General features: G+C 43.1%; 25 protein-coding genes. 4 read left to right on the top strand and 21 right to left on the bottom strand.

Annotated features, from left to right (window positions below):
- Positions 1-24: 24 nt before the first annotated feature.
- From aroD to NST15_RS01795, 5 genes are all read right to left on the bottom strand, one after another.
- On the bottom strand, positions 25-798 hold the full coding sequence (aroD, locus tag NST15_RS01815; protein WP_058214131.1) for a type I 3-dehydroquinate dehydratase: 774 nt from the start codon (positions 796-798) through the stop codon (positions 25-27).
- Positions 799-807: 9 nt separating this feature from the next.
- Positions 808-2,241, bottom strand: coding sequence for an aldehyde dehydrogenase family protein (locus tag NST15_RS01810; protein WP_050826916.1), 1,434 nt, complete (start codon positions 2,239-2,241; stop codon positions 808-810).
- Entirely contained in the window at positions 2,238-3,095 is an 858-nt protein-coding gene (locus NST15_RS01805; protein ID WP_272511972.1) for a citryl-CoA lyase, read from the bottom strand. Before NST15_RS01805 ends, NST15_RS01810 begins: the two co-directional genes overlap by 4 nt.
- A gap of 324 nt (positions 3,096-3,419) precedes the next feature.
- The gene (gene nadE, locus NST15_RS01800; protein WP_007498287.1) at positions 3,420-4,241 is read right to left on the bottom strand and encodes an ammonia-dependent NAD(+) synthetase; all 822 of its coding nucleotides are present in this window, start codon (positions 4,239-4,241) and stop codon (positions 3,420-3,422) included.
- 195 nt (positions 4,242-4,436) lie between these two features.
- Complete coding sequence (locus tag NST15_RS01795) at positions 4,437-5,033, bottom strand: urea carboxylase-associated family protein (RefSeq protein ID WP_041508297.1); 597 nt, start codon at positions 5,031-5,033, stop codon at positions 4,437-4,439.
- Positions 5,034-5,115: 82 nt separating this feature from the next.
- Here NST15_RS01795 and NST15_RS01790 point away from each other — a divergent pair, with 82 nt between their 5' ends.
- Entirely contained in the window at positions 5,116-6,465 is a 1,350-nt protein-coding gene (locus NST15_RS01790) for an amino acid permease (RefSeq protein WP_007498290.1), read from the top strand.
- Here the strand turns inward: NST15_RS01790 and NST15_RS01785 are convergent.
- Complete coding sequence (locus NST15_RS01785; RefSeq protein ID WP_008342108.1) at positions 6,460-7,218, bottom strand: YqcI/YcgG family protein; 759 nt, start codon at positions 7,216-7,218, stop codon at positions 6,460-6,462. The genes NST15_RS01790 and NST15_RS01785 overlap by 6 nt on opposite strands.
- A gap of 229 nt (positions 7,219-7,447) precedes the next feature.
- On the opposite strand from NST15_RS01785, the gene NST15_RS01780 reads away from it, so the two are divergent.
- On the top strand, positions 7,448-7,729 hold the full coding sequence (locus tag NST15_RS01780) for a DUF2651 family protein (RefSeq protein WP_008342109.1): 282 nt from the start codon (positions 7,448-7,450) through the stop codon (positions 7,727-7,729).
- Here the strand turns inward: NST15_RS01780 and NST15_RS01775 are convergent.
- From NST15_RS01775 to NST15_RS01750, 6 genes are all read right to left on the bottom strand, one after another.
- On the bottom strand, positions 7,724-8,110 hold the full coding sequence (locus NST15_RS01775; RefSeq protein ID WP_050826910.1) for a UPF0715 family protein: 387 nt from the start codon (positions 8,108-8,110) through the stop codon (positions 7,724-7,726). The two genes, NST15_RS01780 and NST15_RS01775, sit on opposite strands and share 6 nt — an antisense overlap.
- 119 nt (positions 8,111-8,229) lie before the next feature.
- Positions 8,230-8,859, bottom strand: coding sequence for a LysE family translocator (locus tag NST15_RS01770; protein WP_008342111.1), 630 nt, complete (start codon positions 8,857-8,859; stop codon positions 8,230-8,232).
- A 125-nt stretch (positions 8,860-8,984) separates the two neighbouring features.
- Positions 8,985-10,172 carry an MFS transporter gene (locus NST15_RS01765; protein WP_108611512.1) on the bottom strand — a complete coding sequence of 396 codons (1,188 nt, stop codon included), beginning with the start codon at positions 10,170-10,172 and terminating at the stop codon, positions 8,985-8,987.
- Between the two features lie 56 nt (positions 10,173-10,228).
- A complete protein-coding gene (locus NST15_RS01760) occupies positions 10,229-11,275 on the bottom strand; it encodes a Gfo/Idh/MocA family oxidoreductase (RefSeq protein ID WP_342498781.1) in 1,047 nt (348 codons plus the stop codon).
- Entirely contained in the window at positions 11,272-12,138 is an 867-nt protein-coding gene (locus tag NST15_RS01755; RefSeq protein WP_024718989.1) for an HAD-IIB family hydrolase, read from the bottom strand. Before NST15_RS01755 ends, NST15_RS01760 begins: the two co-directional genes overlap by 4 nt.
- Positions 12,113-13,438, bottom strand: coding sequence for a DegT/DnrJ/EryC1/StrS family aminotransferase (locus NST15_RS01750; protein WP_251186006.1), 1,326 nt, complete (start codon positions 13,436-13,438; stop codon positions 12,113-12,115). Before NST15_RS01750 ends, NST15_RS01755 begins: the two co-directional genes overlap by 26 nt.
- 109 nt (positions 13,439-13,547) lie before the next feature.
- Here NST15_RS01750 and NST15_RS01745 point away from each other — a divergent pair, with 109 nt between their 5' ends.
- Positions 13,548-14,537 carry a LacI family DNA-binding transcriptional regulator gene (locus NST15_RS01745; RefSeq protein ID WP_017366563.1) on the top strand — a complete coding sequence of 330 codons (990 nt, stop codon included), beginning with the start codon at positions 13,548-13,550 and terminating at the stop codon, positions 14,535-14,537.
- Between the two features lie 41 nt (positions 14,538-14,578).
- Here the strand turns inward: NST15_RS01745 and NST15_RS01740 are convergent, their stop codons facing one another.
- From NST15_RS01740 to NST15_RS01730, 3 genes are all read right to left on the bottom strand, one after another.
- Entirely contained in the window at positions 14,579-16,201 is a 1,623-nt protein-coding gene (locus NST15_RS01740; protein ID WP_056703048.1) for an L-lactate permease, read from the bottom strand.
- A 43-nt stretch (positions 16,202-16,244) separates the two neighbouring features.
- Positions 16,245-17,192, bottom strand: a complete 948-nt coding sequence (locus NST15_RS01735) for an L-lactate dehydrogenase (RefSeq protein ID WP_007498309.1) — start codon at positions 17,190-17,192, stop codon at positions 16,245-16,247.
- 217 nt (positions 17,193-17,409) lie between these two features.
- Positions 17,410-18,840 (bottom strand): YfcC family protein, encoded by a 1,431-nt coding sequence (locus tag NST15_RS01730; RefSeq protein WP_168948444.1) that lies wholly within the window; start codon positions 18,838-18,840, stop codon positions 17,410-17,412.
- 153 nt (positions 18,841-18,993) lie between these two features.
- On the opposite strand from NST15_RS01730, the gene NST15_RS01725 reads away from it, so the two are divergent.
- Positions 18,994-20,121, top strand: coding sequence for a M20 peptidase aminoacylase family protein (locus tag NST15_RS01725; protein WP_008342120.1), 1,128 nt, complete (start codon positions 18,994-18,996; stop codon positions 20,119-20,121).
- A 47-nt stretch (positions 20,122-20,168) separates the two neighbouring features.
- Here NST15_RS01725 and NST15_RS01720 read toward each other — a convergent pair whose 3' ends face one another.
- The 6 genes from NST15_RS01720 to NST15_RS01695 all read right to left on the bottom strand — a co-directional run bounded on the left by NST15_RS01720 (position 20,169) and on the right by NST15_RS01695 (position 26,389).
- Positions 20,169-20,891: an SDR family oxidoreductase gene (locus NST15_RS01720; RefSeq protein WP_255233572.1), complete on the bottom strand. Its 723-nt coding sequence runs from the start codon at positions 20,889-20,891 to the stop codon at positions 20,169-20,171.
- 85 nt (positions 20,892-20,976) lie between these two features.
- Positions 20,977-21,852: an alpha/beta hydrolase gene (locus NST15_RS01715; protein ID WP_336297185.1), complete on the bottom strand. Its 876-nt coding sequence runs from the start codon at positions 21,850-21,852 to the stop codon at positions 20,977-20,979.
- 39 nt (positions 21,853-21,891) lie between these two features.
- The gene (locus NST15_RS01710) at positions 21,892-22,773 is read right to left on the bottom strand and encodes a glycine betaine ABC transporter substrate-binding protein (RefSeq protein ID WP_008342122.1); all 882 of its coding nucleotides are present in this window, start codon (positions 22,771-22,773) and stop codon (positions 21,892-21,894) included.
- Positions 22,773-23,618 carry a glycine/proline betaine ABC transporter permease subunit OpuAB gene (opuAB, locus tag NST15_RS01705; RefSeq protein ID WP_029575460.1) on the bottom strand — a complete coding sequence of 282 codons (846 nt, stop codon included), beginning with the start codon at positions 23,616-23,618 and terminating at the stop codon, positions 22,773-22,775. Before opuAB ends, NST15_RS01710 begins: the two co-directional genes overlap by 1 nt.
- Positions 23,619-23,628: 10 nt before the next feature.
- Positions 23,629-24,894, bottom strand: coding sequence for a glycine/proline betaine ABC transporter ATP-binding protein OpuAA (opuAA, locus tag NST15_RS01700; protein ID WP_008342124.1), 1,266 nt, complete (start codon positions 24,892-24,894; stop codon positions 23,629-23,631).
- Positions 24,895-25,294: 400 nt separating this feature from the next.
- The gene (locus NST15_RS01695) at positions 25,295-26,389 is read right to left on the bottom strand and encodes a toxic anion resistance protein (protein WP_007498324.1); all 1,095 of its coding nucleotides are present in this window, start codon (positions 26,387-26,389) and stop codon (positions 25,295-25,297) included.
- Positions 26,390-26,399: the final 10 nt, after the last annotated feature.

The raw sequence follows: 26,399 nt of genomic DNA, 5'->3' as shown, positions 1-26,399 counted from the left end.
ACGGTGCAGCTATGAATCTGCTACTCACTGATTCTTTGAAAACACAATCGATAGAACGGCATTCAAATCCTGTATCGCAACTTGTCCAGGTGCCGAGCTTTCTTTCCCTACAGCAAAGGTCATGACAGACCCAAAGAGTCCACCTACCATTCTTGTGAAGGCACCATATTCCCCCATCGCCATCGAAATAACGGGGATGGACAGATGCTTTTTCGCCTTGCCTGTCGCAGAGAGCAGTGTCAGTGCATCCTCATAGGAATGCGGCATGACGGCGATCTTTGCGATATCGGCGCCAACCGATTCTGCATTGGTGAATAGCTCCACAAGCCGATCTGCCTCCGGGGTACGCTGGAAATCGTGGTACGACACAATCAAGATGACCCCGTTTCTCTTAGCCGCCTGACTGACTTGCTGGATATGCGAGACATCATGCATTAATTCAAAATCAACGGCAGCCACAAGCTGAGTGGTACAAAGCTCGACAAGCAGGGAAACTTTTTCATCCTCTGAGAGTGAGATGCGTTCGCCGCCCTCTTTTTCAGAACGAATGGTGAATAAAAATGGGATGCTACCTGCCTTTTCAATCATCCCTTTCAGGGTGTCGATGACTTGTTCCTTGTCATTGAGGTGATTGAAAAAATCCGCTCGCCACTCTATCACATCAGGTTTCTTCTCAGCTAACACCTCAACTTCAAGAAACAATTCTTCCTTTGTTTGTCCAATGAGCGGCGTACAAATCATCGGTTGACCGCCTGTCTGCGCACTCTTTACCTTTTGCTGAAAGATATTCACATCCATCTGCCCCCTTTATAGCCCATTTGGCAGCACAACCATTTTGGTTTCGGTCATCTCCTCGATGGCGAAACGCGGGCCTTCCCTTCCAATACCGCTTCGTTTAATTCCGCCATATGGCCAATGATCCAGCCTAAAATTCGATGTCCCATTGATGACAACGCCGCCAGTTTCAAGCTCTTTTGCTGCGTGTAACGCAATATCCAGTTGATTCGTAAAGACGCCTGCCTGCAGACCGTATCGACTATCGTTTGCTTCTTTGATTGCCTCATCCAGTTCCTCGTATGGAAGGACACTGACAACTGGACCGAACACTTCTTCACAGACAACCTTGGCTTGTTTTGGAGGGTTTAGCAAAATAGCCGGTGTGATGCTTGCGCCATTTCGTTGTCCTCCAGATAGAAGCTCGGCACCCATTTTCTCTGCCTCTTGTATCCATGCCTCCACACGTTTTGCTGCTTGTACATCAACCATACAGCCGATATCACTTTCACTAGACAGCGGATCTCCAACGACGAGCTGTTCTACTTTTTGTTTAAGTGTCTCAGTAAATGTCGACAAAATTTGCTTGTGAACATAAATTCTTTGAACAGAAATACAGCTTTGACCAGAGTTGCTAAAGCCCGTTTTAGCGCAAAGAGATGCGGCTTGCTCGATATCTGCATCATGATGAACAATCGTCGCTCCATTTCCTCCGAGTTCCAGCAGTACCTTTTTTAATCCAGCCGAGTTTGAAATATGTTCTCCGCCCACCGCACCACCAGTAAAAGAAACAAGATTGGTTCTTTCATCAGTGACTAACTGTCTGCCGGCGTCTACTCCTCCAATCACAAGCTGCAGGCTCTTTTCAGGAAACCCTGCTTCAAGCAGGAGCTTAACAAACGCTGTGGCAACAGCTGATGTTTGCGGTGCTGGTTTTAAAATAATCGCATTCCCTGCCGCAAAAGCTGGACCGATTTTGTGACAAATTAAGTTGAGAGGCGCATTAAAAGGCGTAATCGCCAGCACAACCCCAACCGGCACTTTAAATGTCATCGCCATTGCTCTCTGTCCACGGGAAGATACATTGCCAGGAATGGTCTCACCGATTAGTCGATTGGCTTCTTCGGCTGACTGCGCCAGCGTTTCAATTGATCGTGAGACTTCATCTCTTGTATTTTTAAGCGGTTTGCCTAATTCTAAAGAAATGAGTTTTGCAAAATGCTCTTTTTGTTCTTCCAATAAGGCGGCTGCCTTTGTTAGAAGCGTTGAACGTTCTAATGCTGATATTGCCGCTATTTGTTTTTTAGCTTGCTGCGCAATAGAAAGCGCTTGTTCTATATCTTCTGAGGAGGCAAGATAGGATGTACCGATCATTTCCCCAGTGTATGGATTGATAATGTCTTCTTTGACATGGTTTGCATCCAGCCATTCGCCGTTTATATATGACAACGCTTTCAATTCACTCAAATTTTCTCACCCTCCTTCAAGTGACGCGTCCCGACCCCCGCATAACGAACCAGTCTTTCTTCATTCGGACAAGGGCCTTTCACTAGGGCACCTTTTGTCAGCTCTTCATATGCATGCGCCACGATGCCCATTCCTCTGGATAAGGAAAAGATGCCTTTTGCCGCTTCAGCTGGAATGTTTAATTCACATTGGATCGCAGCAGATACACCATCTATGTTCATCGTGATTTTTTTCCCTTTTAATTGTTCTAGTTCATGTCTAATCGCCTCAGCTAACCGTAAGTACGTTCCGCTGATATCACCTTGTTGCACATATGTTTGACTCAGCTCATACAGCCGTCTCACTCTCGGATCATCATCATGCAGCTGATGACCGATTCCTGGAATTTTTTCCTTGCGAGCTAACCACGTCTGACATACTTGCTTTGCAGCAGACTTCATATCTTTTTGTGCATCATAAACCGCTTTGGCTTCGTATAACATACGCATCGCCTTTTCTCCGGCTCCGCCATGAATATCACCTAATAGATTCACCCCTGTTGCAACAGAGGAATTAAACGAAATGCCGCATGTAACCGCCATTCTTGCCGCTGCAATAGACGGTGCCCTTGGCCCATGATCCGCACCTGCGACCAGAACACTTTCAAAAAGAGCTGCCTTCGAATCATCTAGTAATTCACCAACAAGCAGTAAATAAAGCATTTGTGGATACGATAATTGACCAATAAGCTCTTCAATTGGATAGCCCCGAAGTTCAATTGAATTTTTTTGAATATGACTAATCTCAGTCTCCCACCAAGCGCCTCCTTCTTTGTATATTTCCAGTGCACTTCGATTTTTCATCGTGTGAATCATTCCTTTAGCCTCTTATTTGGAGATGAACGACTCCTTTAATTCCGTCTAGTGGAATTCAATTTCACTTTTTGGAATGTGTTTTCATTGTAAGCGCATTCGTTTTTATCGTCAATCATTTTTTCTGAAAATACTGTCTTTTGATGAGAAATTAAGTGAATCGAACTAATTATTTCACCACTTATTCTTCAATTCATCCTTTATTTAGTCAAACAGACTTATGTAGATCGTTCTACTAATTAATGAACCATTTTCGATTCATTCTGTCAAATCCAGCTGAAATTTGACATAAAAAGACCCCTCCATCTTCTGGAGAGGTCACTTATTTTATTTCCACCAGTCATCAAACATAGAAGCTGGTACTTGACGTTTATGTTCTGATTGAACATAGCGTTTTTCAATCGCTTCTGCTGCTTGATCTGAAACTGGTTTTCCTTCTAAGTAATCATCAATTTCATTGTACGTAATACCAAGTTCTGTTTCATCCGTTTGCTGAGGCTTATCATCCAGCAGATCGGCTGTCGGTTTCTTTAAGTATAATCGCTCCGGCGCCTGAAGGGTCTCAAGCAACAACCGTCCTTGGCGTTTCGTTAAACCTGTGAGCGGAAGGACATCTGCACCGCCATCCCCATACTTCGTGAAAAAGCCCGTCACAGCTTCAGCTGCATGATCCGTTCCAATGACAAGTAAGCCTTCCTGTCCACCGACGGCATACTGTGCGATCATTCTCATGCGTGCTTTGACGTTCCCTTTATTAAAATCAGACAGCGCACCGCCTGTTTCCTTTTGGTATTGTTCACTGAATGCCGTCACGGCAGGCGCGATATCATATTTCCAAGACTTGTCCGGCTGAATAAATGATAGAGCCAGCTGCGCATCGTCTTCATCTTGCTGCGTGCCATGCGGAAGACGGACTGCAATAAAGACAGCATCCTCTTTTCCTTCTTGACGAAGCTCACTTACAGCGAGCTGAGCGAGACGGCCGGCAAGCGTTGAATCCTGTCCGCCGCTAATACCGAGAACGAATCCTTTTGCACCGGTCTTTTTCAAGTAAGCCTTTAGAAATCCAACCCGTTTTTCGATCTCCTGCTTTGGGTCAATTGAGGGCTGCACATGCAACTCTTGGCTGATTTTTTTCTGCAAACTCATACACTTTTCCTCCTAAGCATCCTCTACATGAAGAGAACAGGTTTTACTTCCATTTCAATTGATTTACCTACGATTTTAGCCACTTTATTATATCATGTTTTGAAAAAAGATATTTTTTAGACGTTCCCCTTTTTCATAAATGATCAAACATTCACAAACGAAATAGACCAAGTCTCTTTGACTGGTCTTTCCTTTTCAATCAATCTCCACCCGAATGGATGTACAGCTTGAGCCATTGCATTTTCCAATGTCGGCAGGACATGCAGACACCGCGACGATGAGATCCATTTCTGCACGCAGACGAATGTAATCACCAGGGAGCGATTTTGGTAGCTCGACAGACAGTTTTCCTTTCTCATCAATGACTGTATTCATAAACGCATTAAAAGGATAATACATATCCTCCTTTGGAATCCCGAATGGCTCAAAAGCCGTTCTGAGATTATCGTAGCATGTATGCATGACCTCTAGGTGCGTCCTGCCGTATAAGAGCTGATACATTTCTTGCCGGCACGCAGGCATATATAAATCATGACATTCGACTGTATCTTCGATGACCGTAAACATTGGTTTATATAAATTAGAATAAAGCTGATCTCCCTTTTTCACCTTGGAAGAGAACAGGCTGTCCATTGTAGCGCCTTGATCAAATTTTTCATAAAAATCCTTTTCATGATAAGCCATCACATCTGCTACTTGCTGCCCTTCGACATCAACCACTCGCATACATTGTCCTTTTCCTAACCGAAAACCAAGCCCATCCTTTGGTAAAATCACGTATTCTCCGTTCATCACATGCACTCCTTTCCATGTTGACAGTATGCCCAAAACGTCCTCTTGATCATGTATAAAAAAAAGAGGCGGTCACAAGCTAATGCTATTGAATCAGAAAGGTGTTGCACATGCATTGAAAGAAGAACAATCTTTATCTTGGTGGCAGCTTTCTCTTATCGGAGTCGGCTGTACAATCGGCACTGGTTTCTTCCTTGGTTCCAGCATCGCCATTACAAAGTCCGGTTATTCCGTCTGCATTTCATTTTTGCTTGCGGCAGTCGGCACATATCTCGTCTTTAAACACCTGGCTGCGATGACAGCCGAAAACCCAGATAAAGGATCATTTTGTTCCTATGCCCGAAAAGCCTATGGGCGCTGGGCGGGATTTAGTAATGGCTGGGTGTATTGGTTTTCAGAAATGCTCATCACAGGGAGTCAGCTGACGGCGATTTCTCTTTTTACTCGTCACTGGTTTCCATCCATTCCACTTTGGGTATTTTCAGCGATTTATTCCGCTCTTGCCCTGCTTGTGATTATCATTGGGCTTTCTTCTTTTCAAAAGACGGAAAATGTCCTTGCCGTGCTGAAAACCGGGGCGATCCTATTGTTTGTCGTCCTTGCGGTTCTTGTTTTATGCGGCATTCTCACAGAGCATAGGCCCACCCTCCACCTGCCAAATAAAGACCATGAATGGATGCCGCTCGGCCCACTCGGTCTATGGAATGGACTGATTTATGCGTTTTATGCTTTCGGGGGGATTGAAGTCATGGGGCTGATGGCGGTTCATTTAAAAGACCCGAAGGACGCCGCAAAATCTGGACGTGTGATGCTGATCATTCTTGCTGTCATTTATATCGTCTCCATCGGACTTGCGCTTTTGCTTGTGCCAGTGACAGCCTTTAACGAGAATAGCAGTCCATTTATTACATCACTGGAACCATTTCATTTATCCATTTTTCTTCATATCTTTAATGGCATTTTCATTATTGCCGGGTTTTCCACATTGGTTGCCTCCCTCTATGCAGTCACGACACTGCTTGGCACGATGTCGGAGCATCAGGATGCACCTGCTTGTTTTAAACAAAAAGAACCATCTCATGTCAGATGGTCTTCAATTCTTTTAACTGCTGCAGGGTTGATTGTCTCGATTTTGCTGGCACTCTTTTTGTCCAAACACATTTACGAGCATCTCACAACAGCAGCCGGTTTAACTCTTTTGTACACATGGGTGTTTATTCTGCTTTCAAGCAAAAAGCTGTCAAAGCCATCCACTCGCCAAACGTGCGAAATGGTTCTTGCCCTGATCTTAATTGGTGCAGCTGTTTCAGGCACTCTGACAGAGGCAAGCGGACGACCTGGCTTTTTTATTAGCCTTGGAATCATTGCTGTAATTGGCATCATGGTACTCTTTATGAGAAAAAAGTGGAAACAGGATCAGGCCGCATCATAATTTCATCATGTTTTTTAAAGCAGTAAATGGACATTTGGCGGAGGCTGGTTTCTCCGCCTCATCATCTGAGAGAAAATATTGTTTCCATTCTAAATTTTTCTGATCCCCATACCATTTTAATGCTGGATGTACATCAACTTGATCATACGCCTTCAGCCTCTTCCGAACGAGTTTACTCATTTTTTGACCAAATGTGGTGGAACCGTTCATCTTTTCAAACACCCACCTTGGTTGAAAGGCCCACATCACATAAGGAAAATGACGGCTTTTTCTTAGCTTATGCGCTGGTGTCGCGCATAAAATAAAATAAGGCTCCCCATGAAAACAAAACTCCCATTCATGATTTTCAGGATCTGATGGAATTTCCTCTGGCCATTTCATTTCATCCTTTTGATGTAATTGCTGAACAACCGACCAAAACTGTTCCTCATACTCTTCGAGCGAGTACTCCTTCATATCCTGTGGTGTTTCAAAAAAGCAAATGAACGAAGCATATTGACCGGTTTCCCTAGAGCAGCTTTGGTATTCCCTTAAAAGCTCTGCTAATTCATTCACGGCCTCTTCTCCCCGCGGATCACCGACAAATCCATAACGCAAATGATCGAGAAAAAATCCTTGTCTGCCTGGTACACACGGAAATGTATCTGCCTCATCCCCGACCATTTCTCCAAACTGTGTGAAAGCATCCTGCTTCCATTCATCTAGTGATCGTAGATTTTGATCAAGGCAACTTTTTGCATACAGCTGGGCCATTTTCTTCCACCTCGTTTTAGCGTCTTCTCCATAGCCTATGAGGAGGAAAAAGCTGTGGTGACTGTCCTTCAACGACTTTCACTGGACATTCACAGGGTGGTTGATTTGCCGGATGAAGCAGGAATTCACTTCCATTTATCTAATCATGTATGAGTATGCTTCTGCATATCATCATTTAGCCGCCTCTATCTAATAGAGTCGGTCATCATAAAAGAAATGGGTGAATGACATGCGTCTTCTTTTTCTCCATCCGATGTATCTGATCTTATTTACACTACCAGTGATGGCTTTCCTTTGGGGATTTGTTGGTTATCTGCTATTTAAACGGATATGGCCTGTCCTCATATTAACGTCTGTGATCTCGATGATTTTCATCTTCGTTTATACTGGATTTGACCTTAGCAATCTATACTGGGTCCTTCTAATGACGGCTCTTGCTTTTGTATCAAGCGGATTCTCGAAGGTCATACACGTTCATTTTCAGGAGAAAAAACGGGAAAAACCTTTATGATTGATTCTTCTTCTTTAAAAAGACTGAATCAAGCAGCCAATAAATAAAGGCCGCGCAAAAGCTAAATAGATAAACTTTGTAGCTAATAAAGACGACAACACCATAATCAATCCATAAAGCAAGCGCCGAACAAACCACCCACGCCCCGATAAAATAAACCAATAAATCACGGCGCCGAAACTTCTCAGGATGACGGTGTAAAACCATTTGGATAGGTGCAGCAAATAGGACATAAGCGATCAAAATAAAAAGACTGGTGACCTCCACATAACTGAATCTGGATTCAGGTGGGGCAAACAACATGGTATAAACGAATGTCGCTGTGATCACAGACAAAATCAGCATACACACATAGTTGAATGCTGGCAGGAACATACGCATGGCAAAAACTCCTTCAATTTTATGTATCTTCCATCATTATTGAAGAGTGTCCTATTATTGTCAAATATGAAAAAGGGCTAAAATGATTTAGATTTTAGCCCTTTTTCTTATCAACCATTCTATCCAATGAGCGCCATGATCCCTTGATATCCAAAGTAAGCACCGAAGCCGAGTAAAGAGAGACCTGCCAGAACGGATAAGCCGTGCAAAATCCGTTCATTTAAATATCGTCTAAACGTACTGGCGAGCAGCGCCATACAGAAATCCCATAAGAGCATGCCGATGAAAATAGCAATGCTGTACATCAGCATTTGAGATGCCCCGTACTTTTCAATCGTATTGGCTAAAATACTGCCATAGATCCCAAGCCAAAATAATATACTAAGCGGATTGGAAAGGGAAATGAAAAATCCCGTCATGAACGAATGCCCGATCGACGTGTTTCCTCCGTCCTTCTTTGGGCTTTCATGCAAATTGATTTTACGAAGGCTTTCAATACCGGTATAGGTCAGAACGAAAAAGCCGAACAGCCACAAAAAGGTTTTCACAAGAGGTGCAGTCAAAAGCTGGGCGACACCAAAATAGATGAGGATCATATAGACAATATCCGCAGCCATAGCCCCCACACCAAAAATCCAAGCGTGCCAAAATCCACTTTTAATCCCTCTGTCGATTTGGGCTGCATTGACTGGCCCAACAGGCGCTGAAAGTGACAACCCTAAAAAGATATAACCAAAAAACACCGCCACATAGACGTCCTCCTTTTGATGCTGACTTGTACATGTTATTCACGCTTTCGTTGTTTTAGTACAAGTCCTTCGTCACCTTTTCTGAAGATAAGCTATACAAAAGGAGGAGCCACCAGATCAGCTGCTTATCGATCTGCTTTCATCGCCGGCGGCTGTGTGGGTATGGTTTCTTTTTTCCGAGATCGATTCATTTGAATGGCAGCCGCAAAAAGGAGAACAGCTAAAAAGGCGAAAACAAAGACGGCGCTTGCCGCACCTGCCCACTCAAGGCTAAACCCAATCAAAAAGGACAAACAGGCTCCACCTAAACTAGCGGCGGCAATAAAATAACTCGTTGCCTCGTCGATGGCATTTTCAATCATTAATGCAGAAGCCGTCAAGGCAATGGGGAACATGCCAGCTGCGCACAGACCGATGAAAAAGATAAGAATCAGCTGCGCAGCGATGTGGGTGGCTAGAGCAAATACGGCGAGCAGCACAATCATAAGTGCTGCACTTAGTTTTAAAAAACGCAGCGGATGCAGCTGATCGGCTTTTCTCGCAATGACAGTTCTGCCAATGACGATCGCTGTCCAAAAAGTAGAGACCGCAAAAAGACCCCAGTTATCTCCCCCTTTTTCCAGCATGATCGACGGTAAAAAATTCGCAAAGTTCGTTTCAATTCCTGCGTAGAAAAACGCAAAACAGATCATAAGCACGACAATCATTCGATTCCCTCGATCAAACAGCAAAGATGGTTTCTTCATGTCTTGAGAAGGAGCTGCCATCTGTCCTTGAGGGAGTTTATTCATAAAAGTAAGCCACAGCATAAGGAAAAAAGTCAGTGCACCGACTTGAAATAAAAACACATAATGCCACGTTTCCTCTGTCACAGTCAACAGAATCAATAGAGGAAATAATAATGCACCTAATCCAAAAAAGACCTCCATGATGCTGATTCGCTTTGCACTGTTTGCCATTGAAATGACATACGCCCCGGCCGTCGTCTCAAGACTGCCTGCACCGCTCCCAAGGAAAAAACCTGCCACCACAAGAATCGTCCAGCCCGGCACCAAAAGGCCAAGAAGAAGCGCTCCGATCATCAGCAGCAATCCCATCGTCAGAACAGTGCCGTAGCCTTTTTTCCTCACAAGAATGGGCGACAAAAGAACGCCTGTCAAAAAGCCAATAAACTGAAAGAAGATTAAAGAAGATAATTCCCCAGGACCCTTATCATAACTAGACAGCAAATAAGGCGTTAAACTGCCAAAAAACACATGAATGGTCCCAATAAAAAAATAAAAGATACAGCCAAAATAAAACACCTTTTTCATCTTTTCACTTCCTCTAAAAAGGAGCGGAGTCATGATATCCTCCGCTCCCCTCTCCATTAATATGCGCGGGCAGAGACGACAGCCTCTTCCCTCTCGAAGCATGTATTCAGCGCAGCCTGCGCGCGATAACCATCTTCAAAATCAGCTACCTTCATATGAGATGGATAAGGATCTGTATTCACCCAATGCATCAGCTGATCACGGAATGTATCAGACCATCCATAAAATTCATTCGGCGGATCTGTCAGCAATGTTTGCGGCATTTGATGACGCTCTACACACAAGCCATCACTGATCTCATATTCGTTTTTCATGTTTGTATGGTATTTGAAAACCTTGTCATGCCCCACCACTTCTACACTAAATCCACATTCCTCGGGCTGCGTACTTTTGGACGTCACCAAATGAAAGAACACTTGATTCTCCATTTGCCCAAAAATTTCGGTATGGTCATCGACCTGTACCTTTTTCTCTTCCTTTTCCTTTACATGTGTCAGCATCTTCGTATTAAGGGATTCTTTTTTCATTTCACTGCCAAATAAGTACCACAGCATATCAATCAAATGAATCCCTAAATCTCCTAATGCACCACTTGTACGCAGACTTTCGCCGCTGTCTCTCCACGAAAATGTCTTTCTTCTAAGGGCACTATTTTTCTTAAAATGTGTCCGTACTGTCAAAACGCGTCCTAATTCACCATTGGCAATCAAGTTCTTCAAAATATTCACAAAGGATAAATAGCGATAGTTAAAACCCATACTGGCTTGAACCTGGAACTGTTTGGCTGTCTCCACCATTTCCTTCGCTTCTTTTAACGATACAGCCATCGGTTTTTCACATAAAATCGGCTGTCCCGCTCTAAGTGCCTGAAGGGCATGGTCCTTGTGACAGAAGTTAGGGGAAGCAATGATCAATCCATCTGATGCATCCGCTAGTGTTTCGATACTGGCATACACCCGTCCGCCGTACTGTTTAATAAATCCTTGTGCGACGGATTCGTGCAAATCATAGACCCCAGATAATTCTGCACCTTTGATCGTTGATAATGCTCTAGCATGTGCTTTTGCAATATTCCCTGCTCCAACAATTCCAATTTTCTTCATGAATGTGCCTCCTCATGTTTATACATCACTGTTTTCAATGTTTCATAGATTCCTTTTGCATACCCATGATGACAAATTTGATGATGGTGCCGTTTGGCTTCGGCTGTTGCATTTTGGACAAGAAAGCCGTGCGTGACGGATTGAAGCATCCGCAGATCATTCCCACTATCACCAAAAGCAAAACCCTTATCTTTTGACAGGTTATATTGATTCAGCATAAACCGAACGATTTCATCCTTTCCTGTTCCAACTGGTAAAAAATCAACGTCATAGCAATCCGCCGGGTCTCCCGCAAGCGGGTTGCATTTGTTGATGTTCACCGCCACACCCCGCTCCTTCGCAAGTGTTTGGATGAACGATAGATGATGAAGGTCTGTTCGTTCATCCTGCTCCTGATAATAGAAATTCTTTTTATACCCAGAGCTGCCTAGCTGCGTTTGCGGCCTAAGGGTGATCCCCTTTTCACGTACGGCTTGCAGAATATCTTCAATTTTTTCGTCCGAAAAGCCCTGTGCATCAAGCCGTTTCATCCATTCTGCATCCGGCTGTCCAAATTTCCCATCTGATGTATACACAATTTCAGTTCCTAAATTCGACGCAATGAAATGCGGGAATTGATAGAAACCGCCTTTCTCCATTTTGCTCGTAACAGAATCGAGGCTGCTTCCCGTCACCCAGCCCAGCATGAGCTGTCCGGCTTCGCTCTTTTCTGCCACAAAAGCTTCCAGCCGTTTTACATCCTCTCTCTGCTCCTCGGTCATTCCGTGAGAATAATAGGTCTCATCGAAATCACAGAAGACGATCCACTGCGGATGTTGCGGTTGATGCACAAGCTTTTTATTGAATGGAAGATTTGATAACATGATGGACCCCCTCGATGACTTTCTCCTGATCTTGCAGCGGCATACCTGGGTAAAGCGGCAAATGGAGTAATTGCTGTACGGCTTTTTCCGTATGTGGTAGTGCCGTTTGTTTATACTTTTGAGAAACAAGATTCGTTTGATGCTGATGCGATAAGATTGGGTAATAGACGTCTGTTTCTATGCCCATTTCCAGTAATTTCTCTGCCAGCTCATCTCGGCTTCCCTTCACCACTCTGATCGGGAATAGATGCCATACATGATCGTCTGTCAGCTTCGGAAGCTTTATGTAGCCTTCGTCTTCCAGCGTTTGCAGCTGATCTATGTATCTCTTTGCCAAGTAAAAGCGTTTAAAGTTTTGTAAACCTAAATATTTCATTCGTTCTAGCCCGATTGCGGCCTGTAAGTTATCAATCTTGGAATTAAAGCCATAGTCACTGCGCTTCACGTTTTTCTTTCCTGGTTCAAAACCGTGATAGCTGATTTCCATGCATTTTTCGGCTAAGGCTTCATCATTTGTCGCGATGGCTCCTGCCTTTCCGCAAACTCCAAGGTTTTTGTAAGGATTAAAGCTGAGAACAAGCCCATCCCCAAATGCCCCAAGCCCGCTGCTGCCAATCGCCTGACAGCCATCCTCAATGATCGATAGACCATGCCGTTTCGCAATCGTCGAAATGGCCTTCATATCCGCTTGCTTTCCATACAAATGAACCGGGAGAATACATACTGTCTTATCTGTGATATGCTTTTCTATTTCATTCGGCGCTAGGCAGTAGGTGTCTGGATCAATATCGGCATAGACTGGAACCGCACCAATCGCAAGCACTGCATTTTCTGTTGCAGCAAAGCTGTTGGCAGGTAGGATGACCTCATCTCCAGGATGGACGCCTGCTGATATTAAACTGATCATCAAGGCATCTGTTCCACTTGATGTGGCAATGACATATTTTTTCCCTAAGTACGCTGCGAGCGTCTTTTCAAACTTTGGAATATAAGGGCCTGATGTAAAACGGCCTGAACTTAATACTTTTTTCAGCACCTGCATAATATCATCGATCTCATCCTCTGAAATCAGTTTATCGACCGGCAGGAACGGTATCTTTTTTTCCTTATTTTGTTTATAATGGAAGAGAATTTTTTCCAAACCCGTACGCGCAATATCTTGCTCAAGGAACGCAGCAAGCTTATCATTCGCTAGATTCTTTTCAACTGAATCAGCCTTTACTTGAACACCTTGATTGATCATATCCAGCAACGGTAGATAATCCTTGCTTTTACCTGATATCTTCGTCAATATTTGCATTCCATTCCCTCCAATTAATCAATTCCATTTGTTAATATTTAACTTGTTTCACATTGTAAATGATGTTATCGATTTCAGAACAATAACTTTGTGTAAAGGATTTGTTAATATGTGTACAATTTATGAAATTGCCAAACGCTGCGGGGTTTCAACGACCACTGTTTCTCGGGTGCTGAACAACCATCCATATGTATCCGAAGAAAAGCGCCAGCACATTTTACAGGTGATGAAGGAAATGGAGTATACACCAAGCTCAGCAGCCCGCACCCTTCGGTCACATCAGACAAAAACCATTGCTGTGTCTGTTCCAGCTGTGGACCATCCTTTTTTTGCACAATTGATTAAAGGCATTTCAAAGGAAGCACTGGATCAAGGGTATAAAGCCATCGTGCTTCAGACGTTTTATCAAGAATCAGTAGAACTTGAAGGGCTTCAATTATTAAAAAGAAAAGAAGTAGATGGTGTCATATTGGGGGCGTTAGAAAATAAGTGGGAAACAATCGAGCCATTTTTAGCAAACGGCCCGATCGTCATGGCAAATGAATTTCATCAAACAGCAGACATTCCGATTATCGGATATGATGAGCGGGAAGCTGCCTATAAAGCGGTTGACTACTTGATTCAATCAGGGCGTACATCCATTGGATTTTGCTTTGATACAGAAAGCAGTGAAGCGCAAAAACAAAGAAAGCAAGGCTATCTTGATGCGCTTTCTGATCACGGTTTGCCGCTTAAAGAAGATTGGCTGTTCGGCGAGGCTTTTACCATTGAAGACGGATTTCGTTTAATGGACTTAATCCACCGGATGCCGGATGCGCCGGATGCGATTTTCACCGGCAATGATCAAGTGGCAGCAGGCCTCATTAAACAAGCCATTTCATATGGATATCACATTCCTAAAGATGTAGCGGTGATCGGTTATGACAATCAAGACATTTGCGAAGTGACAGCTCCAACGATCACGACCATCGACATCCCCATCGTCGAGCTTGGCCAGCAGTCTGTCAAACAAATGATTCAGCTGTTGCAAGATCAAAAACCATTACAACGTGAACATATTCAGCTACCTACTCGGCTTGTCACACGAGAATCTACATAAAAAAAGACTGAGAAATCTCTCAGTCTTCCATTTTTCAATCACTATATAAATTGAGCAAGAATGAATGTCCATATACATACGATGCCGAGCAAAATGAAGCTGTACTTCACTGTTTTTTGGAAGAGCTCAGATTCTTTACCTGTTTCTCCAACAGCTGCTGTTGCAATGGCAATGGATTGTGGAGAAATTAATTTCGCCATCACACCACCGGTCGTATTTGCCCCGATTAACAAACCTGCCTGAGAGCCGATTTGAGAAGCGGTGACTGCTTGAAGGTTACCGAATAAGGCATTGTTACTCACAACAGATCCCGTAATAAACACGCCGATCCAGCCAAGCACTGGGCTGACAAGCGGGAATAAATCGCCTGTTTTAGCAAGCGCTAGTCCGATAGCAGAACTTAGGCCTGCAAAGTTCGCCAAGTTGGCAAAGCCCATGACAAAACAAATCGTAAGAACAGGAACCCAAAGCTCTTTGACCGCTGCATTCAAGCAGGCAGACCCTTCTTTTAATGTAATATGTCTGCTGAACAATCCTGTCAGCATCACTGCAATTAGAATGGCGGTACCTGTTGCACTAATAACATCAATTTTAAAAATCGCATCAATCGGTGTTTCTGTTTGAGCAATTGGCGGTAATTTCACAATTTGCTGATGCAGAAACGGCATTTTCACTAAAATGGTTGTCCAATTAAGCGGGCCTCCCTCAGCAAATAATGCTTTAAAAGCTGGTAGGCTCCATACAGTAATGACGGCAGTTAAAATATAAAACGGAGACCAAGCCTTCAGCACCTCAACCCCGCTATACGTTTGTTTTTTCTCAATGGCTGGTGCCCCTTCTTCACGATAAATATGTTTCGGCTGCCATTTTCGAAGAAATAAAGCCAAAATTCCCATACTCGCTAAAGCTGAAATAATATTGGCAAGCTCAGGACCCATCGTGACCATTGTAACAGCCTGCAGAATCGCATAGCTTCCACTCACAACAAGCAAGGCTGGTAGTGTTTCTTTGATTCCCTTAAAGCCGTCTACAATGAGAATCAGCAGAAATGGGATACAGAAAGAAATAAACGGAATGGTGTACACAAGGGTTTGAGACAGCTCAAGCGGCGTCATATTCCCCATTTGTGCTCCAGTAATAACTGGGATACCTACTGCACCAAAAGCGCCAGACGCAGCATTTGCAATCAAGCAGAGCATGGCGGCTTTTAGTGGTTTAAACCCAAGCTCTGTTAAAAGAGCGGCACTAATCGCAATCGGTACACCGAATCCAGCGGCTCCCTCTAAAAATGCGTTAAAACTAAAACCAATTAATAAGAGCTGTAACCGTTGATCTTGAGAAATTCCTGCAATACTAGAACGAATGACATCAAACTTTCCAGACTTCACAGCAATTTTATAGAGCCACACGGCCATGATGACGATATATCCAATCGGCCACAGCCCATTAGATACACCGAGCACCACAGCAGATAATGCTTTTTCAATTGGCATATGAAAGAAGAAAACAGCTGTTACAAAACTGACGATCAAGGTAAAACAAGCGGCTAATACCCCTTTTAACTTAAATACAGTCAATGCAAGTAGGAAAAACAAGATTGGAAGCATGGCCACCAATGCACTGACGAACTCATTACCAAACGGATCATATATTTGCTGCCACATAGTGATTCATCCTTTTCTGCTCAGATAGGTTGCCTTTGATTGATTAAAAATGAGGAGCTAAAATTTCTTTTAACACATTCACACTATGTGCGAATTTTTCTTTTTCTGTGTCGTTCAGTGCGAGCTCCATCACTTCTGTTGCACCATTTCGGTTCACGAGGGCAGGTACACCAATGTAGACATCTTCTGCTCCGTATTCCCCATCTAAATAAGTGCTGACAGTCAAAATACTGTTTTCATTGTGTAAAATGGCTCTAGTAATACGGGCTAAACTCATCGCTACGCCGTAATAAGTCGCTCCTTTTTTCTCAATGATTTGGTAAGCAGCATGACGGACATTCTCCATGATGTCGTCTAAATCTTCTTGTTTGTATTGGTCATTTCTCTTCATTAATTCTGTGATCGGTACACTTCCGATATTCGCATGGCTCCAAACAGCAAGCTCTGTATCTCCATGCTCTCCAATGATGTACGCATGCACATTGTGCGCCGCTGCTTCAAAGTACTCACTAAGCATGTATCTGAATCTTGCCGTATCAAGCGTTGTTCCACTACCAATCACTCGTTCTTTTGGCAGTCCGCTGAATTTCCAAGTCGCATATGTCAAAATATCAACTGGGTTCGTAGCAACTAAGAAAATACCATCGAATCCGCTTTTCATCACATTGTCTACAATGCCTTTAAATATATTTAAATTTTTCTCAACAAGATCAAGTCTCGTTTCACCTGGCTTTTGGTTTGCACCAGCGCAGATACATACAATGTCAGCATCCTGACAATCCTCATAATCTCCATACCAAGTATTCACAGGATGCGGGGCGAATGCTTTCCCGTGGTTTAAATCCATGACGTCACCCATTGCTTTATCTTGATTCAAATCGATGACTACCAATTCATCTGTGATTGCTTGATTTATTAATGTAAAGGCATAACTGCTGCCGACAAAACCTGCTCCAATAAGTGCTACTTTGTTTACTTTTTCGTTTGTCATTTATCTCATCCTCCTGAGTAAAACTAGGTTGTTTTTCTTATGTGAAGTATTTCACATTCTTATTGTGCAACACTTCACAAACTTTTGCAAGGGGATTGCTCAAAAAAATAATGTAGCCATTTTGTGAACACTCATATTGTGGTTTTAAACCGCTGTTCCCATACATGTTCTCATAAGAAAAAAGCCACCAAACACTCTTTGGTGGCTTCTCTCTTATTTAATAAGGTCCCCAATTGATCATGACACCGATACAAATAAAGACAAGGCCGATGACGAACCAAATGAGCGCAAGCGGCACCATAAAACGCAGCCATTTCACGTATGGAATCCCACTTGCAGCCAAGACAGCCATCAACACACCTGAAGTCGGATTCACGCAGTTGACCACCCCTTCACCGAGCATCACTGCTTCTACCGCTACTTGTCTCGTGATACCCATTAAATCAGCAAGCGGCGCAAGAATCGGTATAAAGACAACCGCTTCTCCTGATCCTGATGAAATCAAAAAGTGAAGGAGCGCACTGGCGATATACATGCCGATCGCACCAGCGATTGGACTAAACCCTGTCAGCATACTCGCAAGCCCATTCACCACAGTATCAAGCAGCTTGCCGTTTTCCAAAATGACTGAAATGCAGCGTGCCATGCCAACAATGAGTGCGCCGTATACAAGGCTTTGACAGCCGACAATAAACGTTTTTGCAATATCATTGGCAGCTAATCCCCCAAGCAGTCCAGCAGCAATGGCCATGAAAATAAACACACCAGCCATTTCCTTATCGGTCCAGCCAAGCTGAAGCGCACCATACAAAAAACCCCCAAGCGACAAACCACACACCGCTAAAATCAGCTTATGTCTGCCGGTGAATTCAGGCTTGTCCACAGATTCCGCATCAGCTCCTCCTAGCCCTTTAGCTGGAAACCACTCGTCACCAAGCAGGCTTCCCTTTTCTTTATTTTTCAAGCGTTTTGTATATAAATAGATGTACACAATACTAGATAGGAGAAAACAAAGATAAATGATGACACGCAGCCCAATACCAGAAAAAATCGGCAATTCTGCAATCGTTTGTGATAAACCTAAAGGAGATGGAGACAAAATGGTTGCGTTAAAACCTGCATAACAGCCGATGTAAATAACCGCCGCTCCCGCCACTGCATCCCACTTTAAAGAACGTGCCACAATGATTCCAATAGGAATAAAGCCAATGACCGAGTTCACCACAATTCCGGTCGTCCCAAGTACAGAAAACAATCCGCCAACAATACAAATAAACAATAGCTGTTTCGTTTGGAACCGGCTGATGACATTGTGAATCATCCCGTTAATGGCACCTGTCTTTTCCAGAATCGCAATGGTTCCGCCAGTAAAAAGAATCAGAAAAATAATAGAGGATGAACCAACCATCCCTTCTTGAATCGCTGTAAAAAAACCAACCGGACTAACTGGTGATTGATCAATACGGTGATAACTGCCAGGAACAGCTGTTGTGATCTCTCCTGACGTTTTCCGATCAAATTCACCGGCTGGTACAAAATACGTTGCGATCGTACAAATTAAAGCAATCATAAATAAGAGTACATACGCATCCGGCATCTGAAGTTTTCTTTTTTGTTTCTTAGGTGCTGATACTGTCGCTGTTTTCATCTGTCAAAACCCCTTTGTCCCGATCGGAATTTCACTTAATTTTCTGAATAATCAAATGATGTGTTATATTATAAACACTGATGATATTTAAGATCAATATTATTTCACTAAAAGAATGTTTTGGCAGATTATCTGTCAGCAAGGAGGCTTCTCATGACAACTTTGACAAACGAGATGAAACAAACCGTGACAGACATCTTTGAACATCTGCACGCCCATCCAGAAATCAGCTGGGAAGAGACAAATACGACGGCTTATATTGAAGATCTATTAAAGAAAGCAGGCTGTAAAACGAGAACATTTGAAGACTGTACAGGGGTAATCGGTGAAATTGGGGAAGGCGCACCAGTGGTTGCTGTGAGAGCCGATATTGACGCCCTCTGGCAGGAAGTAGATGGCGTTTTCCAAGCCAACCATTCATGCGGACACGATGCACATATGACGATGGCACTTGGGACATTCATGGCATTGAAAGAAAAAGAACTCCCAAGTGGCACGATCCGATTCATTTTTCAGCCTGCCGAAGAAAGAGGCGGCGGCGCTTTAAAGATGATCGAAAAAGGTGTGTTAGCAGATGTCGATTATTTATACGGGGTGCATGTGCGCCCAATTCAAGAAACCTTAAACGGACGATGCGCTCCTGCCATTTTGCACGGATCAAGTAATCATTACGTCGGGACCATTCTAGGGGAGGAAGCACACGGTGCACGCCCGCATCTTGGGGTCAACGTCATTGAAGTTGCATCTACGCTTGTGCAGAGACTGGCACATATCCATGTCGATCCACGAGTCGCCCATTCTGTGAAAATGACCAATTTAAATGCAGGCGGCGGCAGCTCAAACATCATACCTGGCAAGGCCTCTTTTACACTCGACGTTCGGGCACAGACAAACGAAGTGATGGATGAATTAGAAAAGGAAATTGAAAGAGCATGCCATTCTGTAGCGGATGCTTTTGGCGCCTCTATCACACTTTCAACTGATCATCGTCTTCCAGCTGCGACATTAAATGAAGAAGCTGTGGAGATCATGTCACATGCCATAGAGCAAGTGCTAGGCAAAGAACAGCTCGATCCACCGATCGTAACGACAGGCGGAGAGGACTTTCATTTTTATGCAGCAAAGGTTCCGCATATTAAATCGACGATGCTCGGTTTAGGCTGTGATTTAAAACCAGGGCTACACCACCCTTATATGACATTTGACCGCTCTGCCATTTTTACCGGTATTGAGATTTTGACGGAAGCTGTATACGAAACACTTCAACAGCATTCATCGTAAAATAAAAAAACCACCCGTCTTTTCTGAAGCGGGTGGTCTCCTTTATTTTACGCATTCACATCTGTCATTGCCGGGACATTGATTTCTTTGACACAGGACACCCTGGATAGATGAATAACACATCTCGCCAGCTCGACAATATCTTGTACAGGTATTCTCGTTTCATCATACAGAGCAATGGCTTTTTCAGCGCCATCTTCGTACGGAACTTCTGCCGCCAGCTCTCCTGGATTGATACAGGTAACGGATATTTTATCTTTCCTTACGTGCTCTCTTAGTGCGTTCACAATACCACGAAGCCCAAATTTAGAAGCAACAAAAGAAACCTGAGATAAATTCGTATGGTCAAGTCCCGCAGTAGAACCAATGACGATGATCTTTCCATTCTCAGATGTCCTTACGTGCGGAAGCAGAGCTTGAATGTAGGTAATCGTTGAGGTAACGTTCACATTGATTAAATGAGCGATATCCTCCGGTTGATCATGATCGAAAGAATAATCATCTTCAAAGCCGCGTTTCTCCCATAAACCGACGTTATAAATGAGTATATCAATTGTCTGACCCTTCAATGCTTCGAGCATAAAAGGGATATGGGTTTGGCTTGATAAATCGATCTTCAGCCAGATTCTACGCACTCCGTCATCTATATTCAAACTGCTTGGTTCACTTCGTGACACAATCCATACTGTATCTCCACTTGAAGGAAGACCTTTTACAAAGGCATCCCCTAATCCTTGACTCGCACCAAATATGATATAGTTTTTACTCATGCTTCCTCCTTCATGGCTCACTTACGAGCTTCCATCCATACACCAACTCATCTGTAAGCGTTTTATACCTATATCATACAATGTCTTATACATGCTTACCCCTTTTATGCTCATCTTCACTTTCTAAATGGCCTAGCTTCCTTATTTCCTTTAATTCCGCTGGTAACGCACGCTCTTCTATAAAGCTTTTGATCATGTCGACAAAAAGTTCTTTCTTTTCAAAAGTAAACGTATGTCCAATGTCAGGAACGATGACCCCCGCTGCATTCGGGTGTGCATTCGTGATTTTTTCTGCTGACCTAGTCATAATGCCCTTTTCCTTTTCTCCCACTGTCACAAGAATCCGTGCCTTCGCTTGTTGAAACGTGTCAGGGAGCTTGTAATGAAGGTTTTCTTGAAACATCGTAAGCAGCGTCTTCTTCTGCAATTGTTTGGAATCCGCTGCATAATGATCCAGTACATCGTTTGGAAGTCCCATCTTTTCTGCTTGCAGCTGGATGAACCAATCTTTCTTTAATAACGGATATGTAAGAGGTAAAATGGGCCTTACCATCAAATAGAGCCATGGTAATGGCAACACAAGGGCGCTATTGATGATGGCGATGTCTGCGATGTCTGGCTCTCTCGATAACACATCAACGGCTACCTGTGCACCTAGAGAGAAGCCAATTAGAATGACTGTACGGCCATGTGCATGCTCCTTTATCCATGAAATGATTTCAAAAGCACTTTCTCGCATGGAAAACGACGTTTCATTTGCTCTTGTCCCGTGACCAATAAAATCAGGGGTATAGCATTCATACGTTTCCTTGAATATTTCCATATGCTCCTGCCACATCCAGCTGCTTACGCCTCCACCGTGCAGGAAAATCATCATTGGTTTTTCCACCATCGACAACTCATCCACCATCCTTATATATAAGAAAAAGCAGTCGCTTTTTGAGCAGACTGCTTTTTCCATATGCTCCCTTCTATTATAAGGGAACTGTTATACAATTGGCTATTTTTTCAAATCTTCGATCGAGTTAACGTTTTTCATATAAGTCGGAACAACGAGACCCATGCGAAGACCCTTCATACTTGTACCGAGATCATCATATTTTCCTTTAAACTTCGCTGCATACGTTTTATGCGTATTTGGAAGCCATGCAGATAATGATGCATCAGCACTTCCGGTTGCAATTGCAGTCCACATTGGGCCCGCTTCAACCTGAGTCAAGGTCACTTTAAAGCCAAGTTCACGCAATACCTCTGCGGCCACATTGGTACTTGCAATCTCACTATCCCACGCAACGTAGGCAAGATTGATTTTGTCACCGTTTGACTTTTTCACGCCTTTTGTCCATTTCGCTACTTGATCTTTATGCTTTTTCACATATTTAACAGCAGCATCCTTTGGTTTGACGCCATCCTGAATATCAAGCATCACTTCACCCATGTCATCTTGAGACCATTTAAACTGACTGAGCATTTTGGCTGCTTCCGGCTGATCCTTCGCAAATCCTTTACGAGAAATGGTGTGAATTTCTTCTTCATCACCATATGATTTTTTCGGATCATCCAAATATTTCAAATCGTAGCGAGAAAACATCCAGTGAGGATTCCAGCCAGTGATGATAATCGGTTTTTTACGGTCATACGATTTCTTCAATGTCGCTGTCATCGCTGCACTTGAGGCAGATACAACCGTCCAATCCTCTAAACCGTAATCCTTTTTCGCTTGATCGGTTAAGGCCATAATACCTGAACCCGGATCAATCCCGATAATCGTTTTATTGACCTGCTGCGCTGCACTTGCATTTGAATCTGATTGTGCACCACAAGCCGCTAGTAAAAAGACGAGCAGGGCGGTCATCCCAATGTAGAGAGACTTTTTCCACATTAAGCATTCCCCCTGGTTTTTTTCGTTTTAATGTTTTGTGTAATACGATCCAGTGTGATCGCTACGATAACAATGGCAATACCAGCTTCAAAACCAATCCCTGTTTTCAGCTGAGTTACTGCACTATATACTTCCGAACCAAGTCCTGGTGCACCTACCATTGCCGCAATGACGACCATGGATAGAGCAAGCATGATACTTTGGTTAATCCCAGCTAAGATGGTTTTTGTAGCAAGTGGAAGCTGAACTTTGAACAAACGCTGGAATGTCGTAGAACCAAAAGCCTCTGTTGCTTCAATCAAATCCGCTGGTACTTGTTTAATACCGAGAATGGTCATACGAATCGTTGGCGGCATAGAGAAAATAACCGATGCCACAACCCCAGGAACAACTCCAATATTAAAGAAGAAGATCGCTGGTAAAAGGTATACGAATGCAGGCATTGTCTGCATTAAGTCTAAAATAGGTGTGACAATTTTACGCACCGTTTCCTTCTGTGATGCCCAAATACCGATCGGAACCCCGATCACGATAGAAATGACCACAGCTGTCAGAACGAGCGCAAGTGTTTGCAGCATTGGCTGCCAGTAGCCTAAATAGTCGATCAGTAAGAATCCAATAAGTGTGAAAAGAGCAACTCCTCTTGTACTGATCCACCAAGCAATGCCGGCAAAGATAAGCGTTAAAATAATAGATGGAATCACGCCAAGTGCAGCTACAATACCATTTACTGTTCCAGCTAATCCATTTGTAATGCCATCAAAGAAACCACCAAAGGTTAATGTTAACCAGTCAACAAATTGATCGATATAATCCGCGAACGGAATTCTAGGTAAATCACTCATACTAAACATCTTATTCTACCTCCTGTGCAGAAGGCTCTTGTGCTTTAATTTCCTCTAGCTCGTTAGAAGACATGTTGATATATTCATCATTACCTGATAATGCACCAATCAATGCACCTCTGACCACAATACCCTTCATTCTATTTTTCTCATCTACAACGGCAATTGGAATGTTCGCATCAGACACCGCGTCAAAGATCTCTGTTAAATACGTTGATTCCAATACTGTCGTAAATTCTTTATCAAGAACAGTTTCTAGCGACGCACCCGTTTCTGCCGCTTTTTTCGCTGCTTGTGCAGAAATAACACCTAATAAATGCTTTTTCTTATCTACTGCATAGATAGACGAAATACCAAGGTTCTTCATGAGCGTGAGCGCAACACGTGCCCCTTTATCAAGCTGAACTGTTTCTGCACGTTTCATAATATGACCAGCGGTTAATACTTTAGAAAGGTCTACATCTTCAACGAAACGTTCAACATACTCGTTCGATGGGTTCATCAGAATTTCTTCTGGTGTTCCGATTTGAACGATATTCCCGTCTTTCATGAGGACAATGCGGTCGCCAATACGAAGCGCTTCATCTAAATCATGCGTGATGAAAATAATTGTTTTTCCTACAGACGTATGAAGCTCAAGCAATTCATCCTGCATGTCTTTACGAATTAATGGATCTAGTGCGCTGAATGCTTCATCCATTAACAAAATATCAGGGTCATTAGCTAGTGCACGTGCCAATCCAACACGCTGCTGCATACCGCCACTTAATTGATTTGGGTACTGCTCTTCAAAACCTTCAAGTCCAACAAGCTTTAAAGATTCAAGCGCTTTAGAGCGGCGCTGTTCTTTCTCTACACCTTGCAATTCAAGCCCGTATTCTGTATTCTCCAGAATGGTACGATGCGGGAACAATGCGAAGTTTTGGAAGACCATGCTGATCTTTTTCCGTCTGACTTCACGCAATTGATCCTTTGACATATTTGTTATCATATCCCCATCAATATAAATTTCTCCGGAGGTTGGTTCGATTAACCTATTTAGCAGCCGCACAAGTGTGGACTTTCCGCTCCCTGATAGCCCCATGATGACAAATATCTCGCCGTCATAAACATCAAAATTTGCTCGATTGACACCAACTGTTGCGCCGGTCTCTTTTAGGATTTCTCTTTTTGTCTTCCCTTTTTCAAGCATTTGAGATGCTTTTTTAGCATTTTTACCGAAAATTTTAGATACATTATTTATCTTGATTTTGATCTTTCTCTCTTCAGAATTCATTTTTTCCCTCCAAATTAGCATCTTTATAACCGTAACATAAGCGTTATGATGCGAACAATCTTTAGAATTCGCTTATTTCCGTACAATATGTATGAATTCCATATAGAGGTCTGGTGATTACAGTTTATACGCCGTATTACTCGTAAATCCTATAGAATGCTTCATAAACTACATATTTTACGGGGTATTTCCTCTCACCAGACAATATTTTACTGGAAATTCCTTATTGTGCTAAAAAATAAGTCGAATCCTTGTGATAGCGGACTTTTTCTTTCATGGGTGAACCATGCCCCTGAACAGGATTTACCCGAAAAAGGTCACATAAAAACCTTTTTCCTCAAATTTTAATCAAATTCATGAAAAAACTGCCTGCAACTTTAGTTACAGACAGCCTGTTTTTTTAGGACTCTAGGGCAGCTTTCTTAATATTATCTTGAAGCTCAAGCATACGTTTTGTTCCGTCCTCACGTAATCGTTTGTTTTCTTCTTCAATCTGCTTCGTCTCTTTCATCCCTTGTACAATCGTATTGAAGGATGATTCGATCGTTTCAATGTCGATGCTTGGACGACCTGATAATTTAGCAATCTCAACACTTTGACTTGAGATATTTTCAGCATTTCGTTTCAGCATTTCATTCGTTCTTCTGTCCAGTTCACTCATGGAATCAGCCACAAGCTTTTGTCTCTTCGCTGTTACCGCTTGAATGATTCCATTTTTGAAAATCGGAATCGTAATGATGAAGGCAGAGTTAATTTTCCCGATTAATTTCGTATTACCACGCTGCAGCAAACGGATTTGCGGTGCCGTTTGAAGTGCCACCATCCGTGCCATATCAAGATCATATACACGCTCTTCAAGCGCTTGAATCCCATTACGAAGCGTATCCAGCTCCATTTGTGCCAGCTGGTTTCCCCCCGCCGCTTTTTCTTCATAAGAAGGAACCAATTGTTTTAATTCTTCGATCTTCATTTGCCCTGCGACGACATACTTTTCAAGCTCCATATAGTATTGAATGTTATGCTCATACATTTCTTCAAGCGTAACCGTCGATTTGGTCATTTCATCTTTGTATTTACTGATTTCCACATTGATTTTTTCAATTTCTGCACCGAGCGTTTGATATTTGCTGAATATCTTTTCGATCATGCTACCGCCGCGTTTAAAGATTTTTGACAACAAACCGCCCTTCGGCTCGTCAAAATCATTTTTATCAAAACGATCCATAATCTTTCCAAGCTGTGTAAGCATCGTTCCTGAGTCTGTGACACTTGTTGAACGCATCATAGAGAGGATACGATCAGAAAACTTAGAGATTTCGACAGCCGGCTGTTTCCCGTATTCAAGCAGTTCAAGCTGATTTTTGGCATCAATCTGTCTCGCAATGTTTTGGACTTCTGGTTCATTGCGCAGCTGAACGCGAATATCGTCTGCCTTTTCAATCGTGATTTCCTCTTTATCAATTGAAATGATGTCATTTCCGTTTGTATTTGTCATAAGCTTTGAT

This window comes from Bacillus sp. FSL R5-0820 (genome assembly GCF_038593385.1).
Taxonomy (GTDB): domain Bacteria; phylum Bacillota; class Bacilli; order Bacillales; family Bacillaceae; genus Bacillus; species Bacillus altitudinis.
This window is presented reverse-complemented; position numbering and strand designations above follow the sequence as displayed.

Coding starts and splice junctions, on each gene's coding strand:
- aroD (WP_058214131.1), bottom strand. CDS start 798: ATGGATGTGAATATCTTTCAGCAAAAGGTAAAGAGTGCGCAGACAGGC.
- NST15_RS01805 (WP_272511972.1), bottom strand. CDS start 3,095: ATGATTCACACGATGAAAAATCGAAGTGCACTGGAAATATACAAAGAA.
- nadE (WP_007498287.1), bottom strand. CDS start 4,241: ATGAGTTTGCAGAAAAAAATCAGCCAAGAGTTGCATGTGCAGCCCTCA.
- NST15_RS01795 (WP_041508297.1), bottom strand. CDS start 5,033: ATGAACGGAGAATACGTGATTTTACCAAAGGATGGGCTTGGTTTTCGG.
- NST15_RS01790 (WP_007498290.1), top strand. CDS start 5,116: ATGCTATTGAATCAGAAAGGTGTTGCACATGCATTGAAAGAAGAACAA.
- NST15_RS01785 (WP_008342108.1), bottom strand. CDS start 7,218: ATGGCCCAGCTGTATGCAAAAAGTTGCCTTGATCAAAATCTACGATCA.
- NST15_RS01780 (WP_008342109.1), top strand. CDS start 7,448: ATGCGTCTTCTTTTTCTCCATCCGATGTATCTGATCTTATTTACACTA.
- NST15_RS01775 (WP_050826910.1), bottom strand. CDS start 8,110: ATGCGTATGTTCCTGCCAGCATTCAACTATGTGTGTATGCTGATTTTG.
- NST15_RS01765 (WP_108611512.1), bottom strand. CDS start 10,172: ATGAAAAAGGTGTTTTATTTTGGCTGTATCTTTTATTTTTTTATTGGG.
- NST15_RS01760 (WP_342498781.1), bottom strand. CDS start 11,275: ATGAAGAAAATTGGAATTGTTGGAGCAGGGAATATTGCAAAAGCACAT.
- NST15_RS01755 (WP_024718989.1), bottom strand. CDS start 12,138: ATGTTATCAAATCTTCCATTCAATAAAAAGCTTGTGCATCAACCGCAA.
- NST15_RS01750 (WP_251186006.1), bottom strand. CDS start 13,438: ATGCAAATATTGACGAAGATATCAGGTAAAAGCAAGGATTATCTACCG.
- NST15_RS01745 (WP_017366563.1), top strand. CDS start 13,548: ATGTGTACAATTTATGAAATTGCCAAACGCTGCGGGGTTTCAACGACC.
- NST15_RS01740 (WP_056703048.1), bottom strand. CDS start 16,201: ATGTGGCAGCAAATATATGATCCGTTTGGTAATGAGTTCGTCAGTGCA.
- NST15_RS01735 (WP_007498309.1), bottom strand. CDS start 17,192: ATGACAAACGAAAAAGTAAACAAAGTAGCACTTATTGGAGCAGGTTTT.
- NST15_RS01730 (WP_168948444.1), bottom strand. CDS start 18,840: ATGAAAACAGCGACAGTATCAGCACCTAAGAAACAAAAAAGAAAACTT.
- NST15_RS01725 (WP_008342120.1), top strand. CDS start 18,994: ATGACAACTTTGACAAACGAGATGAAACAAACCGTGACAGACATCTTT.
- NST15_RS01720 (WP_255233572.1), bottom strand. CDS start 20,891: ATGAGTAAAAACTATATCATATTTGGTGCGAGTCAAGGATTAGGGGAT.
- NST15_RS01715 (WP_336297185.1), bottom strand. CDS start 21,852: ATGGAAAAAGCAGTCTGCTCAAAAAGCGACTGCTTTTTCTTATATATA.
- NST15_RS01710 (WP_008342122.1), bottom strand. CDS start 22,773: ATGTGGAAAAAGTCTCTCTACATTGGGATGACCGCCCTGCTCGTCTTT.
- opuAB (WP_029575460.1), bottom strand. CDS start 23,618: ATGAGTGATTTACCTAGAATTCCGTTCGCGGATTATATCGATCAATTT.
- opuAA (WP_008342124.1), bottom strand. CDS start 24,894: ATGAATTCTGAAGAGAGAAAGATCAAAATCAAGATAAATAATGTATCT.
- NST15_RS01695 (WP_007498324.1), bottom strand. CDS start 26,389: ATGACAAATACAAACGGAAATGACATCATTTCAATTGATAAAGAGGAA.